This window comes from Pseudomonas sp. TH15 (genome assembly GCF_016651105.1).
GTDB lineage: Bacteria > Pseudomonadota > Gammaproteobacteria > Pseudomonadales > Pseudomonadaceae > Aquipseudomonas.
On record NZ_JAEKEL010000001.1, the window covers coordinates 5,116,456 to 5,130,363 of the forward strand.

Genomic DNA, 13,908 nt, shown 5'->3' on the forward strand with positions numbered 1-13,908 from the left:
GGAGGTTGTATGAAAGCAATGACGCGTCTTTCCCTGTCCGTGGCGCTGGCCTGCGGCACCCTGCTCGCTTCCACCGCGTGGGCAAATGAAGCACCGATCCAGCCAAAAGTGATGCTAATCACCATGTTCGCCCCCGAGGCACAGAACTGGATCGAGCGCCTGGAACTCAAGCAGGAAGTTCGCGTACCGGGCCTGTCCGCCGAGTACCCGAGTATTCGCTGCAACACCCAGCAGGTGTGCCTGATGGTCACCGGCATGGGGCAAACCAACGCCGCCGCGTCGACCCTGGCCCTGGCGCTGTCGCCGAAGTTCGACCTGCGTAAAAGCTACTTCCTGATCGCCGGGATTGCCGGCATCAGCCCGAAACACGGGACCATCGGCACCGCTGCCTGGGCGCATTACCTGGTGGAATTCGGAACCCAGTGGGAAATCGATTCTAGGGATGTACCGAAAGACTGGCCGACCGGTTACATCGGCATCAACACCAAAGGCCCGAACGAAAAACCGCCGCTGGACTACAAGACCGAAGTCTTCGAGCTCAACCCGAAGTTGCAGGCCAAGGCGTTTGCCCTGTCGCATAAAGTCGAGCTGAGCGAGAGCAAGGAATCGGCTGCGTGGCGTTTGAAATACCCGTCGGCCCCGGCCAATCAGCCGCCCGTGGTGACCAAGTGCGATACGGCGGCGGGCAATACCTGGTTTTCCGGGACGCGTTTGAGCGAGCGGGCCGAAGTCTGGACCAAGTTGCTCACGGATAATAAAGGCGAGTACTGCACGACCCAACAGGAAGACAACTCCACCTACGAAGCGCTGCTGCGGGCCAGCCGTGAAGGTTTGGTGGATGTGCAGCGTCTGGCAGTGGTGCGCGCCGGTTCCGACTTCGACCGGCCGGCGCCGGGGCAGAGCGAGGTGGATAACCTGCTCAAATATGCAGATCAGGGCGGGTTTGTGCCGGCGCTTGAGAATCTGTACCGCACCGGAAATCCGCTGGTGCAGGAGATTTTGAAGAACTGGTCGGCTTGGGAGAAAGGTGTTCCCGCCCCGTGAAAATCAAAATCGCACGCCCCAAACATTTGTAGGAGCAAGGCTTGCCCGCGAAGACGTCAATCCAGTCAAAACACTCATCGACTGACCTGGCGCTTTCGCGAGCAAGCTCGGCTCCTACAGGGTTTGCGTTGTCAGAGGAAGCGTCAGGGGATGAGGATGACTTTGTCACCACTGCCTTGATTCACCTCGGCATAGCGCTCCAGCCCTTGCGCCAACGGCGACTCAACCAACCCTTCCGGCAACGGCAACAACCCCTGATCGAAGAACGTGCCGAACTGATCCAGCATCGCCGCACACGCCTGCACGCCGTAGAGCAGCGAATTGATCCCGACCACCGAACCACCCTTGCGATACAACGCCAGCGCCGGCAATTGCACGTGACCGTCGACCGGCGCGGCAATGATCGCGATGCGACCGAACGCCGCCAGCGCCGGGACTGAAGCCGGTAGCCAGAAACCCGTGGTGTCGAAGATCACGTCCGCGCCACCGGCGTACACCGCATTCACCTGAGCGCCGAGGTCTTCGGGCTTGTCCAGTTGCAGGGTCTGATAACCCTGAGCCTGCAATTCCTTGACCTGCTCTACCCGCCGCGCCGCCGCCAACACCTTGGCACCACGGACTTTGGCCAACGCCAGCGCCGCACTGCCGACCGCCCCGCCACCAATCACCAACAAACGCGTACCCGCGGTTACCAGACTGCGCTCCAGCGCATCCCACGCCGTGGTGTACGGCACACCGAGGCTGGCGGCTTGGGAGAAGCTCAAGTGAGTCGGTTTCAGCGCCACGCCATTGGCCGGCAATTTGACGAATTGCGCGTGGGAACCGTCGGCGAAAAAGCCCAGTTCACGACCGGTGCCCCAGACTTCCTGACCGATCAGCGCCTGCGGGCCTTCCACCACGACGCCTGCGAAATCCCGACCGGGAATCCGTGGCAACGTGGTGTAGGGAAAACGCCCCAGCACGTTCTTCACGTCGCTGGGGTTGAGGCCGGCGGCCTTGATCTGCACCAGCACTTCATCGGCGCCGGCCACCGGGGTTGGGACTTCAACATAGCGCAGGGCCGAGAGGTCGCCGGTCTTGTCGAATTGCAAAGCTTTCATGGGGAGCTTCCGTTAAAGGGATGAAGGGCGTTGAAGGGATAAAGGCGTTCAGGAGATCCAGCCGGCAATCAGTTGCCGACCCATGGGCCACAACTTCTCGCCGGCGAGCATGCCCAACAGCCCCACCAGCGCGATGGCTGGCGGTGCCGGGGAGCGAAAATCCAGCGCGCCGTAAAGCAGACCAACGCCCAGGCCGATGCCCAGCGAGATGAAGTAGTTCATGACAGACTCCGTGGCATAAGGGGGATGCGCAGAGTCTAGAGAACGGCGACGAAACCCGTCGGCCAAGTGCTTCTGAATATCGGCCAAAGACCAGCCAAACACCGCAACTCCCCTGTGGGAGCGAGCCTGCTCGCGAAGAGGCCGTGTCAGTCGAAAGCCCTGTTGGCTGACACACCGCTTTCGCGAGCAGGCTCGCTCCCACAGGGACGGAGTCCGGCTTCAGCGACTCGCCATGAATTGCGATGGCGCAACACCGAGTTCGCGGCGAAACATGTCGCTGAAGCTGCTCGGCGAATACCCCAACTCCCGGGCGATGACACTGACCGGCACACCCTGGATCAACTCCGCCACCGCCGTCGCCAGTTGCACCTGTCGCCGCCATTCGGCGAACCCCATGCCCAAGCCGTCCTTGAACAGCCGCGCCAGGGTGCGCACGCTGGCCCCGGCGTTTTCGGCGTGCTGCTCGAACGCAATGTCCAGGGACGGCGCGGCCATGACGGCCTGACACAGGTTCAGTAAACGCCGGTCGGAATCATCCGGCAGCGGGATTTTCAGCATCGAGCGTTTGGCCCGTTTGAGCTCCAGCAACGCCAGACCGACCAGCGCCTCGTAATACTCCGGCGCACCGTCGTCGCCCTGCTCCACCAGCCCGACGATCAATTCCCGCAGCAGCCCCCCAACCTCGATGACCTGAACACTGTCATCCAGGGTCGCCGCCAACGCCGGTCGCAGGTAGATATTGCGCATCTGCAAGTCCGACACCACGCGAATCCCGTGGGGCACGCCCGGCGGCAACCACACCGCCCGTTGCGGCGGAACGACTAGAGCCTCGTGCGGTGTTTCAACCCACATCACGCCGCTCATGGCATACAACAACTGACCCCAGACATGCTCGTGCGGCTCGATAAACAAGCCGCGCGGGTAAGTGCGCGCCAGCGGTTGCACCGGCACGTCGGTATCAGTCAGGTCGGGCGGTGCGGCGAGGGCCATGGGCTAGGATCATAGGGATTCGAGGAATCGTCATGGTAACGAGGCGCCCGGTTTGTCGCCAGTGAGCGACACCGTCTGCCAATTCGACTGAATTTTTATCGGCGCCAACGATCCTTGTATTACCACAGGGAGGAATACGGGCTTTATGAACAGCGCAAAACTTTTCGTCATTGAATACACCCTTCATGGCGCCCCCAAGTCTTTCATTATCCGCCTGGACAAAATGGACAACGCGGAGGCGTGGCACTGGGCGAGTTGCGACGCCGGCGTCGGTCGCATCCCTCGCTTTGGTCGGGAAAAGGTGCAAAAGACCAGCAAGCCGATGGCGGAAAAATTCGGCGTGGAAAACGTCGTGTGGCGACCGACCAGCTAAGCTCAGCCTGGCGATTGCGATCATTCGGGGGAACGCACCATGAGCACCATCAACAGTCCGGCGCATCTGGAATATGGCCTCGATACGCTGTTCGGGCGTATTACCAAAAGCGTGGAGTGTCGGGTTGGGCTGGAGGCGGTCGACGCTGATCCCTTTTGCTTCGCCCTGAGGGTGCCGGCGCCGTTACCCGAAAATCTGGACCAGGCGAAAACCGTGGTGGTCCGGGTTGAAGGTCGACGACTGCAAGGCACGGTGCGCCATACCGAGCGAATGGATGATGAAAGTCTGAAACTGGAAGTGGAGCCTGATTAGGCTCCACTTTTTTGGGCTGTGTTTATTTGGGATGCGCGCAATGGCAGCCCTTGCTTGAGCACTCTTCGCCACTCTTGTGGTGGTGAGCGCAGGCTTCGCAGCAGTAGTGTTTGCCGTGCACAGCGTAGGAATGATCGCCTTCCTTGATGGTGCATTTACAGCCGGGGCAATCGCATTTTTTATCAGACATGGGACAGACTCCTTTTTGGGTGGTTGTCTGGGGCTTGGCGGGCAAGCCGTGATAACCAGTGTAGGAGCTGCCGAAGGCTGCGATCTTTTGATTTGTTTGTATTTGGGGTTGGTGGGTTGGGGGCATATCCGTTTTTTCGGGCGCTGCCGCTGGCGGTTTCGCTCTTACAGCGAGTCACCTTTTCCAAACGCCGAAAAGGTAACCCAAAGGCTTGGCCCCGGCGTACGGCACTTCGCTGAGGCTCAGTGTTCCCTCGCTACGGTGCCCATCCGCTCGGCCTGCCGAAGGGGCAAAAAATCAGAAGCAACGTCAAGAGCCAGCGCCAGATCAAAAATCGCGGGCTTTGGCAGCTGAGGGACTTGGCGGGTAAGCCGTGAGAACCAATGTAGGGGCTGCCGAAGGCTGCGATCTTTTGATTTTTTTGTCTTTGGGGTTGGTGGGTTGGGGGCATATCCTTTTTTCGGGAGCTGCCGCTGGCGGTTTCGCTCTTACAGCGAGTCACCTTTTCCAAACGCCGAAAAGGTAACCCAAAAGGCTTGGCCCCGGCGTACGGCACTTCGCTGAGGCTCAGTGTTCCCTCGCTACGGTGCCCATCCGGGGGCATCGCCTACGGTTTGCTGCGCTGCACCTCCTCTCGATGTGTGCGGCTACGCCGCACGGCGCTGCGCGCCTAATCCCCGGATGAACACCTTCGCTCGGCCTGCCGAAGGGGCTGAAGATCAAGAGCCCCTCACCCTAGCCCTCTCCCGGTGGGAGAGGGCTGGGCGGGCGGCGTTCCGATGAGAGACAAATCCACAGCAAATCCAAAGCCGAATACCCGTGCTCTTCACCACTCAATAGGCCGAGTGTCAGCTCGCCTGCTTTTGATCTTGATCCACGGGCGACGTCGGCAGGCTGAGTGGAGGGATTGATCCGGGCGTGGGAGCGCAGCGACCGTTTGGCGCAGCCAAACACAGCGAGAGGAGGTGCAGCGCAGCAAACCGTAGGCGCTGCGCCCGGATCGATCCCGCAGCGAAGGAACCCCGAGCCCCAGCGAGCGGGCCGCACGTAGGAGCAAGCGTTTTTTGCTTACTTTTTTAGGCGCTTGTAAAAAAGTGAGTCGCCGTAAGGGCGAAACCGTAATAAGCCATCACCGCAGCAACGGATATTCACCCCAAAAAATCACTCAACCCGACGCACACTACTGCGATACATAAACACCAGCGCCAGCGCCAGGCACACCATCGCCAGCATCCGGCTCCCGGACAACTCGATCGCCGGGTTGCCGAGCCAGCCGAAGTTATCGATCAACATGCCCATGCCCAGTTGCCCGACGATCACCGCCACCGTCGCCACCGCCGTGCCAACCCGCGGCACTGCGCCCACCATGACCATCATGTACACCACGCCAAACAGCGCCCCGCTGAGCTGCCATTTCGGCACGTCCAGCAAGCTAACGGCATGCGCAGGTTCGAAAAACAGGATGAGCAACCCGGTAACCACCGCGCCGACCGCAAAGGTCAGCAAACTGCTGCGCAACACACCGACCGTTTCCCCCAGGCGCCCGTTGATCGCTGCCTGAACACTCAGCACCGCACCAGCCGCCACCACCACCGCCAACAAAATAACCAGATTCATCATCAACCCCGAGCGATCAAAACAAGTGCCGCGACAATCAGCAGCAACGCCAGCCAACGTTCGCCGTTGACCTTTTTACGCGTGGCGCCGAACCAGCCGAAGTGGTCGATCAACACGCTCTTGCCGACCTGCCCGGAGAGGATCGCAATCATCGTCATGGCAATGCCGATGTGCGGTGTGGCCAGGGTCAGCACCACCACATAGATCGGGCCGAGAAAACCGCCGATCAACTGCCACTGCGGCAACGTGTTCAGCGCCGGCCCCTGTTGCGGGCCGCTGAACAGCAGCAACAGGAACAGAATCGCCGAGCCGACGCCGAAGATGCTCAACGTCGCCCACAAGTGCCCGACCTGAACGCCGAGCGGCCCGAGTAACCCGGCCTCCACGGACAGGCCCATGCCGGCCAGGATGACCAGCGGCAATAGCAATAGGCGTAGTCCGGGTTTGGTAGTTGGTGTTGCGACAACAGCAGCGTTGTCGATTGAAGGAGATTGCATAGAGAGAACCTACCAATTAGTTAGGGCGCGCATCCTGCGAGAGTGGATTCGACCTGAACCTGTGGCGAGGGAGCTTGCTCCCGCTGGGCTGCGCAGCGGCCCCACATTTCTGTGAGCGCTGCGCACTCAAGCGGGAGCAAGCTCCCTCGCCACAAAAGCCCACTCTCAGGATTTTCAGTGGCGCGCATTATCGGCTGGCGATCCTTTGCGATAAATGGGAGCATCCTGACAACACTTTTGCGCAACTCGCACAGCAGGACTCACCATGCACGGCCTCAACGAGCTGGGATTCAAGGCACTTCGGCTATTCGTCGCGGTGCTCGACCACGGCAGCTTTTCCGAAGTCGCCCGCCGTGAGGGCTTGGCGCCCTCTTCGATTTCTCGGCAAATCCAGTTGATGGAACACGCCCTGAACCAGCAATTGCTTTACCGCCACACCCGCGCCGTCACGCCGACCGAAGCCGGGCGCATGCTCGGGCATCACGCGCGGCTGGTGCTTGTGCAACTGGAAGAAGCCGAACAAGCCCTGCAAGAACAGCAAAGCGAACCCAGCGGCCTGGTGCGGATCAACGCCCCGGTGGTGTTTGGCCAGCGGCACCTGACGCCGTGGCTGGGGCAACTCTGCGAGCGCTACCCGAAGCTGCAACTGGATATCCAGCAGACTGACAGCTACGTCGACCCGTTGCAGGAAGGCGCCGACCTGTTGTTCCGTATCGGCCCGCTGCACGATTCAAGCATGCAAGCGCGGATTCTGGCGCCGCATCGGTTTCAAGTCGCAGCGAGCCCGGCGTACTTAAAACGCCACGGCGTCCCGCAACACCCGGAAGACCTCGCCGCCCATCATTGCCTGGCCTACAAAGGCGTGGCCGGCTTGCAACGCTGGTTTTTCCGGCGGGATCAGCAGGACTGGACGCCCTACTCGGTCAAAGGACCGATCACCGGCAACCACGCCGACACCCTGACCCAAGCCGCCGAACAGGGGCTGGGGCTGGTGATGTTTCCGTCATGGCTGATCGGCGAAGCCGTGCGCGAGGGGACGCTGGTGCCGGTGCTTGAGGAGTATCAAGTATCCAACAGCCTTGAACCGCAACAGATTGCGGTGTTGTGGCCAGGTAGCCGAAGGCTATCGGTGAAGGTCAGGACGGTGATTGATTTCTTCATCGAATGCTTCGGCGAAATTCCCTACTGGGACAGACCGTAAATCGCCCACCCCTTCAAGTCTAAACATACAAGCGAGCCTGCTCGCGAATGCGCTATGCCTGATATCACATTGGCGGCAGACACACAGCTTTCGCGAGCAGGCTCGCTCCCACAGGGTTGTGTTGCGGGCTCCAGATCGCGTCAGATCCGGAACTGACCAACCAATTTACCGAGACGCTGCCCCAGATCCGCCAGGCTCCGAGAAGTCTGCGCACCCAGCTGAGTTTCATCCGCCACGCTGTCCACCGCCACGGCAATCTGATGCACGCTGCGGTTGATCTCTTCCGCCACCGCCGTCTGTTCTTCAGCGGCGCTGGCGATCTGGGCGTTCATCGAGTTGATGGTGCCGATCAACTGCGCCATGGTGTCCAGCGAAGCACCGGCCTCGTTGGCCTGGGCCGAAGTGCCGTCGCCGGCCTCGCTGGAACGGCGCATCGCTTCCACCGCCGACTGGGTGCCGGCCTGCAAGCGGTCGATCATGCCCTGGATTTCCTGGGTGCTGATTTGCGTACGACTGGCCAGCGCCCGCACTTCGTCCGCCACCACCGCAAAGCCACGACCGGCCTCACCGGCGCGGGCGGCTTCGATGGCGGCGTTGAGGGCCAGCAGGTTGGTCTGTTCGGCAATCGAGCGGATTACTCCGAGCACGCTGACAATCGACGACACGTCTTTTTGCAGGCTGTCGAGGGACACGCCACTGCTGCGGATGTCATCCACCAATGCATGAATTTTCACGATGCTGCCGGCCACGACCCGCTTGGCGGCCTGGCCTTCGGCGTCGGTCTGCTGGGCGGCGACCGCCGCGTTTTGTGCACTTTTCGCCACTTCTTGCGCGGCAGCGGACATTTCGTTGATTGCCGTCGCGACTTGGTCAGTCTCGTGACGCTGACGCTCCATAGCCTGATCCGAGCGCTGGGCCTGATCGGAGACCTGATTCACCAGCCCGGTCAGTTGCGAGGTCATTTCGGTGATCTGACGCACCAGGCTGTGGATTTTGTCGACGAAACGGTTGAACGAGCCGGCCAGTTGACCGAGTTCGTCGTCGCTGGTGATGGTCAGGCGGCGAGTCAGGTCGCCCTCACCCGCCGCGATGTCATCGAGGTTGGCTTTCATCAGGTTCAGTGGGCGCAGAATCGCGTTGGCCAACAACATCCCGGCAGCAGCGATGACCAACAGCACGATGACCGCAATCCCGACGATGCTCAGCACCACGCCTTCCATTCGTTCGGTAACTTTAGCCTGGACCAGTGCAACCTGGGCTTCGATGCCGTCCAGGTTAACCGAGGTGCCGACCGCCATGTCCCACTTGGGCAGGTATTCGGTGTAGCCCAGTTTCGGCACCAGCACCTGCGCGTTGCCTGGCAGCGGCGAGCTGTATTGCAGATAGTGGGTGCCGTCCTTCGCGACCTTCACCAGGTCGCGGTTGACGTAGACGCCGTTCGGGTCGCGGTTGTCCTTGAAGCTCTGGCCCACGCCTTCAGAGCTGTTGGCCTTGAACAGGCGCACGGTGTTGGAGTCGTAGCCAAAGAAGTAGCCTTCCTTGCCGTAGCTGATGCTCGACAGCAATTTGACCACCTGGGCTCGCGCCGCGTCATCGCCGGGGGCCGCAGCGTCGTAAAGCGGTTTGATCGCGGTCATGGCCACGGCCACGTAACTTTGCAGGGTGGCTTTGGCGTCGTTGAGCAGGCTTTGGCGAGTCTCCTCGACTTCCTTGCGCGCCTGTTCCTGAAGAATGAACAGCGTGGTCAGGCTGATGACCAATGCAAAGAGCAATACCGGGAGAACGGCAAGGGACAGGACTTTAGCCTTCAGGCTCATGCGCATGACGGTTCGCTCTTTTGATTTTATTGGCGTGGTTAAAGGCTTTAACGGCACGCAAAACCAAAACTGTAGGAGCACGGCTTGCCGGCGAAGGCGGTCGCACTGACGTCTTCGCTGGCAAGCCATGCTCCTACAAGGGCAGGCTCAACGCCATCGCCCCGACAAACCTGCAAACCAGCAGCCAACGAACTGTAGGAGCACGGCTTGCCGGCGAAGGCGATCGCACTGACGCCTTCGCTGGCAAGCCATGCTCCTACAAGGGCAGGCTCAACGCCATCGCCCCGACAAACCTGCAAACCAGCAGCCAACGAACTGTAGGAGCGCGGCTTGCCAGCGAAGGCGGTCGCACTGACGTCTTCGCTGGCAAGCCATGCTCCTACAAGGGCAGGCTCAACGCCATCGCCCCGACAAACCTGCAAACCAGCAGCCAACGAACTGTAGGAGCGCGGCTTGCCGGCGAAGGCGATCTCGTTGACGCCTTCGCTGGCAAGCCATGCGCCTACAAGGGATCGGTGGTGTTACAGAACCATCGCCGCCACCCAGCCAAACGCCAGCAACGGCAGGTTGTAATGCAGGAACGTCGGGACCACGGTGTCCCAGATGTGGTGATGCTGGCCGTCGATGTTCAAACCGGAGGTCGGGCCCAACGTCGAGTCCGAGGCCGGCGAACCGGTGTCGCCCAAGGCGCCGGCAGTGCCGACGATGCAAACGATCGCCATCGGGCTGAAGCCCAATTGCACGCACAGCGGCACGAAGATCGCCGCCAGGATCGGCACGGTGGAGAACGACGAACCGATGCCGATGGTGACCATCAACCCCACCAACAGCATCAGCAACGCACCGATGGCCTTGCTGTGGTCGATCCACGCCGCCGCGCTTTCCACTAGCGTGCGCACTTGCCCCGTGGCCTTGAGCACTTCGGCAAACCCTGAGGCGGCGATCATGATGAAGCCGATCATCGCCATCATCTTCATGCCTTCGGTGAACAGGTCGTCGGTTTCACGCCACTTTACAATCCCCGACGCCGAGAAAATCAGAAACCCTGCCAGTGCGCCGATGATCATCGAATCCAGCAGCAACTGAATGATGAACGCTGCGGCAATCGCCAGCCCCGCGATGCCCAGGGTCATCGGGTTGTACGCGACGGTTACCTGCTCGACCTGCTCGATCTTCGCCAGGTCGTAGACGCGTTTTTTGCGGTAGCTGAAAAACACCGCCACCAACAGGCCGAAGACCATGCCCATCGCCGGGATCGCCATGGCGTGCATGACGTTGATCTGGCTGATGTCGACGCCACTTTTGCTGACGTTGGCCAGCAGAATCTGGTTCAGGAAGATATTGCCGAAACCCACCGGAAACACCATGTATGGCGTGATCAGGCCGAAGGTCATGACGCAGGCGATCAAGCGGCGGTCCAGTTGCAGTTTGGTCAGCACATATAAAAGCGGCGGCACCAGCAACGGAATAAAGGCGATATGTATCGGCAGAATGTTTTGGGAAGCAATGGCCACCACCCACAGCAAGCCGATCAGCAGCCACTTGACCTGCCGGCCACCGCTGGCGTGCTGGCGGTCGACCATCAGCAAGGCCTTGTCCGCCAGCGCATGAGCCAGGCCGGACTTGGCAATCGCCACCGCGAACGCGCCGAGCAAGGCGTAAGACAAGGCCACCGTCGCCCCATTGCCCAGGCCACTGTTGAACGCTTTAAGTGTCGCGTCGATGCCCAGACCACCGGTCAAACCACCCACCAGTGCGCCGACGATCAGCGCGATCACTACGTGCACGCGGGACAGGCTGAGCACCAGCATGACGCCAACCGCGGCAATTACAGCATTCATTTCACTACCTCAAAAACACTGCGGTGGAAAAATCACCGCCAGACAGGATGAGTCCGCCAACGGAGTACCGGCGGATTTGCAAAGAGGGTCTTATTAGAAGGGCGCGCACTGTGCCGCAGAGTGGCGCCGGTGTCAAAACAACTGCCCACCATCCAGGGCCAGGCACAATCTCTGTGGCGAGGGGATTTATCCCCGTTGGGTGGCGAAGCCGCCCCATGCGATCTTCCAGATGAAATGCATTAACAGGATTTGCGACTGCTGCGCAGCCGAACGGGGATAAATCCCCTCGCCACAGGTCTGCAGCCACAACATGCGGCAATTCGCCATATTGTGTTTCCAGCATAAAGAAAGCCAATCCGCGGCCGTTACAGTGCAAAGTCTCAGATAAATATCGAATAAAAGGACGTTCCCATGTCGCTCAGACAACTCTCCATCCAATGGAAAATCACCCTGCTGGCCGGGTTGTGCCTGGCCGGCGTCGTGACCCTGTTGGTGGGTCTTTCGCTGTATCGCATGGAGCACAGCTCTGCGCTGGTGAAAGCGTCGAGCATGGAGATGCTCACCGAATCCGCCCAGGCGCGGATCGAGTCCCAGGGTGAAAACCAGGCGCTGAACATTCGTCAGCAGTTCATGGACGCCTATCAATACGGCCACGGTTTTTCGCGCCAAGTGCTGTTCCTGCGCGAGCAGGCCGAGAAGCGCTTTCTCGATGCCTTCGACCTGCGCGAAGACCTGACCCGCCAGGTCAAATCGGCACTGCAAGCCAACCCGGAACTGCTCGGCCTATCCCTGGTATTCGAAGCCAATGCGCTGGACGGTAAGGACGAACTGTTCGCCGGCCAAGCTGAGTTGGGCAGTAACGACAAGGGCCGTTTTGCCCTGTACTGGTCGCAACCGACGCCAGGCAAGCTGACGTCGATGTCGCTGCCCGAAAGCGACATGGCCGACACCAGCACCGGCCCCAGCGGCGAGGCGGCCAACGCTTGGTTCACCTGCCCGCGCACCACGCTCAAGCCGTGCGTGATCGAACCCTACTTCTATGTGATCGACGGCCAGAACGTGCTGATGACCAGCATCGTTTTCCCGCTGATGGTCAACGGCAAAGTCATCGCCTCGTTGTCGGTGGACATCAACCTTAATAGCCTGCAAGCGATCAGCCTGGGCGCGAGTAAAAAGCTCTATGACGGCCAGACCAGCGTCAGCATCCTCAGCCCTGTCGGTTTGCTCGCCGGCTACAGCCCTGACGCCAGCAAACTCAGCCAACGCCTGGACGCCGTCGACAAGACCAACGGCGCCGAGCTGATTCGCCTGCTGGGCACCAGCAACAAAACCACCAGCCTGCACAGCAATGAGCAACTGAAAGTGCTGTCGCCGTTCCTGCCGATTCCCGGCGGTAAACCGTGGGGCGTGTTGCTCGACGTGCCGGAGAAAGTCTTGGTGGGCCCGGCCGAGGCGCTGAAAAAACAACTCGATGAAAGCAACACGCGCGGCACGCTGGTCGAACTCAGCCTCGGCGTACTGGCCGCGCTGATCGGTCTGTTGCTGGTGTGGTTGATGGCCCGCAGCGTAACCAAGCCGATCCTCGGCGTGGCTCATATGCTCGAAGACATCGCTAGCGGCGAAGGTGATTTGACCCGGCGCCTGGCCTACGACAAGAAGGATGAACTGGGGCAGTTGGCTGGTTGGTTCAACCGCTTCCTCGACAAGCTGCAACCCATCATCGCCGAAGTGAAACGCTCGGTGCAGGACGCGCGCAGCACGGCGGATCAATCGTCTGCCATCGCTACCCAGACCAGCGCCGGCATGGAGCAGCAATACCGCCAGGTCGATCAGGTGGCGACCGCCTCTCACGAAATGAGCGCCACCGCCCAGGACGTTGCCCGCAGCGCCGCCCAGGCCGCTCACGCAGCACGCGATGCCGATCAGGCAACCCGTCAGGGCTTGACCGTGATCGACCGCACCACCACCAGCATCGATAACCTTGCCGCTGACATGAGCACGGCGATGGTGCAAGTCGAAGGCCTGGCGGCGAACAGCGAGAAAATCGGTTCGGTGCTGGAAGTGATTCGTGCCATCGCCGAGCAAACCAACCTGCTGGCCCTCAACGCCGCGATCGAAGCGGCCCGTGCCGGTGAAGCCGGACGCGGCTTTGCCGTGGTGGCCGATGAAGTGCGCAACCTGGCGCGGCGCACTCAGGAATCGGTCGAGGAAACCCGTCAGGTGATCGAGCAATTGCAGAGCGGCACCCAGGACGTGGTGGGCTCGATGAACAACAGTCATCGCCAGGCTCAGAGCAGCGTCGAGCAAGTCAGCCAGGCGGTGACCGCGCTGCGCCAGATTGGCGACGCGGTGACGGTGATTACCGACATGAACCTGCAAATCGCCAGCGCGGCGGAAGAACAGAGCGCGGTGGCCGAGGAGATCAACAACAACGTGGCGACCATTCGTGACGTGACCGAGTCGTTGTCGGGGCAGGCGAATGAATCGGCGCGGGTGAGTCAGTCACTCAATAGCCTGGCGAACCAGCAGCAGAGCTTGATGGATCAGTTTCGCGTCTGACGCGAATTCTGCATCCACCGGAAATCAAAATGTGGGAGCGGGCTTACTCGCGAAGGCGGTCTATCAGTTAACAGAGATGTCGGCTGATACACCGCCTTCGCGAGCAAGCCTGCTCCCACGAGAGATTCAGCAGGCTTTAGAGCGG

11 protein-coding genes and 4 pseudogenes are annotated in these 13,908 nt (G+C 60.7%); 6 read left to right on the plus strand and 9 right to left on the minus strand.

Going from position 1 to position 13,908, the window contains the following annotated elements; all coding sequences use genetic code 11:
- Positions 1–9: 9 nt before the first annotated feature.
- A complete protein-coding gene (locus JFT87_RS23050) occupies positions 10–1,044 on the plus strand; it encodes a purine-nucleoside phosphorylase (RefSeq protein ID WP_201204813.1) in 1,035 nt (344 codons plus the stop codon).
- 143 nt (positions 1,045–1,187) lie between these two features.
- On the opposite strand, the gene JFT87_RS23055 is transcribed toward JFT87_RS23050, so the two are convergent.
- From JFT87_RS23055 to JFT87_RS23065, 3 genes are all read right to left on the minus strand, one after another.
- A complete protein-coding gene (locus JFT87_RS23055; RefSeq protein WP_201204814.1) occupies positions 1,188–2,144 on the minus strand; it encodes a quinone oxidoreductase family protein in 957 nt (318 codons plus the stop codon).
- Positions 2,145–2,192: 48 nt separating this feature from the next.
- A complete protein-coding gene (locus tag JFT87_RS23060) occupies positions 2,193–2,366 on the minus strand; it encodes a DUF1427 family protein (protein WP_201204815.1) in 174 nt (57 codons plus the stop codon).
- Positions 2,367–2,585: 219 nt separating this feature from the next.
- On the minus strand, positions 2,586–3,356 hold the full coding sequence (locus JFT87_RS23065) for an AraC family transcriptional regulator (RefSeq protein WP_201204816.1): 771 nt from the start codon (positions 3,354–3,356) through the stop codon (positions 2,586–2,588).
- A gap of 145 nt (positions 3,357–3,501) precedes the next feature.
- Here JFT87_RS23065 and JFT87_RS23070 point away from each other — a divergent pair, with 145 nt between their 5' ends.
- Together JFT87_RS23070 and JFT87_RS23075 are read left to right on the plus strand one after the other, a co-directional pair.
- Positions 3,502–3,729 (plus strand): DUF6555 family protein, encoded by a 228-nt coding sequence (locus tag JFT87_RS23070; protein WP_201204817.1) that lies wholly within the window; start codon positions 3,502–3,504, stop codon positions 3,727–3,729.
- Positions 3,730–3,768: 39 nt separating this feature from the next.
- Positions 3,769–4,041, plus strand: a complete 273-nt coding sequence (locus JFT87_RS23075; protein ID WP_201204818.1) for a hypothetical protein — start codon at positions 3,769–3,771, stop codon at positions 4,039–4,041.
- 22 nt (positions 4,042–4,063) lie between these two features.
- Here JFT87_RS23075 and JFT87_RS23080 read toward each other — a convergent pair whose 3' ends face one another.
- From JFT87_RS23080 to JFT87_RS23090, 3 genes are all read right to left on the minus strand, one after another.
- On the minus strand, positions 4,064–4,231 hold the full coding sequence (locus tag JFT87_RS23080) for a metallothionein (protein ID WP_201204819.1): 168 nt from the start codon (positions 4,229–4,231) through the stop codon (positions 4,064–4,066).
- 1,161 nt (positions 4,232–5,392) lie between these two features.
- Positions 5,393–5,851 (minus strand): DMT family transporter, encoded by a 459-nt coding sequence (locus JFT87_RS23085; protein WP_201204820.1) that lies wholly within the window; start codon positions 5,849–5,851, stop codon positions 5,393–5,395.
- Positions 5,851–6,345 (minus strand): DMT family transporter, encoded by a 495-nt coding sequence (locus JFT87_RS23090; RefSeq protein WP_201204821.1) that lies wholly within the window; start codon positions 6,343–6,345, stop codon positions 5,851–5,853. Before JFT87_RS23090 ends, JFT87_RS23085 begins: the two co-directional genes overlap by 1 nt.
- A gap of 265 nt (positions 6,346–6,610) precedes the next feature.
- Between JFT87_RS23090 and JFT87_RS23095 the strand changes: the two genes are divergently transcribed.
- On the plus strand, positions 6,611–7,546 hold the full coding sequence (locus tag JFT87_RS23095) for a LysR family transcriptional regulator (RefSeq protein ID WP_201204822.1): 936 nt from the start codon (positions 6,611–6,613) through the stop codon (positions 7,544–7,546).
- Between the two features lie 140 nt (positions 7,547–7,686).
- Here JFT87_RS23095 and JFT87_RS28900 read toward each other — a convergent pair.
- The 3 genes and pseudogenes from JFT87_RS28900 to JFT87_RS23105 all read right to left on the minus strand — a co-directional run.
- Positions 7,687–8,184: pseudogene (locus tag JFT87_RS28900) on the minus strand (methyl-accepting chemotaxis protein); the annotation flags it as partial.
- Between the two features lie 408 nt (positions 8,185–8,592).
- Positions 8,593–9,492: pseudogene (locus JFT87_RS28905) on the minus strand (cache domain-containing protein); the annotation flags it as partial.
- Positions 9,493–9,884: 392 nt separating this feature from the next.
- On the minus strand, positions 9,885–11,204 hold the full coding sequence (locus tag JFT87_RS23105; protein ID WP_201204824.1) for a Na+/H+ antiporter family protein: 1,320 nt from the start codon (positions 11,202–11,204) through the stop codon (positions 9,885–9,887).
- Between the two features lie 630 nt (positions 11,205–11,834).
- Between JFT87_RS23105 and JFT87_RS28910 the strand changes: the two are divergent.
- Both JFT87_RS28910 and JFT87_RS28915 read left to right on the plus strand, forming a co-directional pair.
- Positions 11,835–12,905: pseudogene (locus JFT87_RS28910) on the plus strand (HAMP domain-containing protein); the annotation flags it as partial.
- Positions 12,906–13,169: 264 nt separating this feature from the next.
- Positions 13,170–13,763: pseudogene (locus JFT87_RS28915) on the plus strand (methyl-accepting chemotaxis protein); the annotation flags it as partial.
- Positions 13,764–13,908: the final 145 nt, after the last annotated feature.

Coding starts and splice junctions, on each gene's coding strand:
- JFT87_RS23050 (WP_201204813.1), top strand. CDS start 10: ATGAAAGCAATGACGCGTCTTTCCCTGTCCGTGGCGCTGGCCTGCGGC.
- JFT87_RS23055 (WP_201204814.1), bottom strand. CDS start 2,144: ATGAAAGCTTTGCAATTCGACAAGACCGGCGACCTCTCGGCCCTGCGC.
- JFT87_RS23060 (WP_201204815.1), bottom strand. CDS start 2,366: ATGAACTACTTCATCTCGCTGGGCATCGGCCTGGGCGTTGGTCTGCTT.
- JFT87_RS23065 (WP_201204816.1), bottom strand. CDS start 3,356: ATGGCCCTCGCCGCACCGCCCGACCTGACTGATACCGACGTGCCGGTG.
- JFT87_RS23070 (WP_201204817.1), top strand. CDS start 3,502: ATGAACAGCGCAAAACTTTTCGTCATTGAATACACCCTTCATGGCGCC.
- JFT87_RS23075 (WP_201204818.1), top strand. CDS start 3,769: ATGAGCACCATCAACAGTCCGGCGCATCTGGAATATGGCCTCGATACG.
- JFT87_RS23080 (WP_201204819.1), bottom strand. CDS start 4,231: ATGTCTGATAAAAAATGCGATTGCCCCGGCTGTAAATGCACCATCAAG.
- JFT87_RS23085 (WP_201204820.1), bottom strand. CDS start 5,851: ATGATGAATCTGGTTATTTTGTTGGCGGTGGTGGTGGCGGCTGGTGCG.
- JFT87_RS23090 (WP_201204821.1), bottom strand. CDS start 6,345: ATGCAATCTCCTTCAATCGACAACGCTGCTGTTGTCGCAACACCAACT.
- JFT87_RS23095 (WP_201204822.1), top strand. CDS start 6,611: ATGCACGGCCTCAACGAGCTGGGATTCAAGGCACTTCGGCTATTCGTC.
- JFT87_RS23105 (WP_201204824.1), bottom strand. CDS start 11,204: ATGAATGCTGTAATTGCCGCGGTTGGCGTCATGCTGGTGCTCAGCCTG.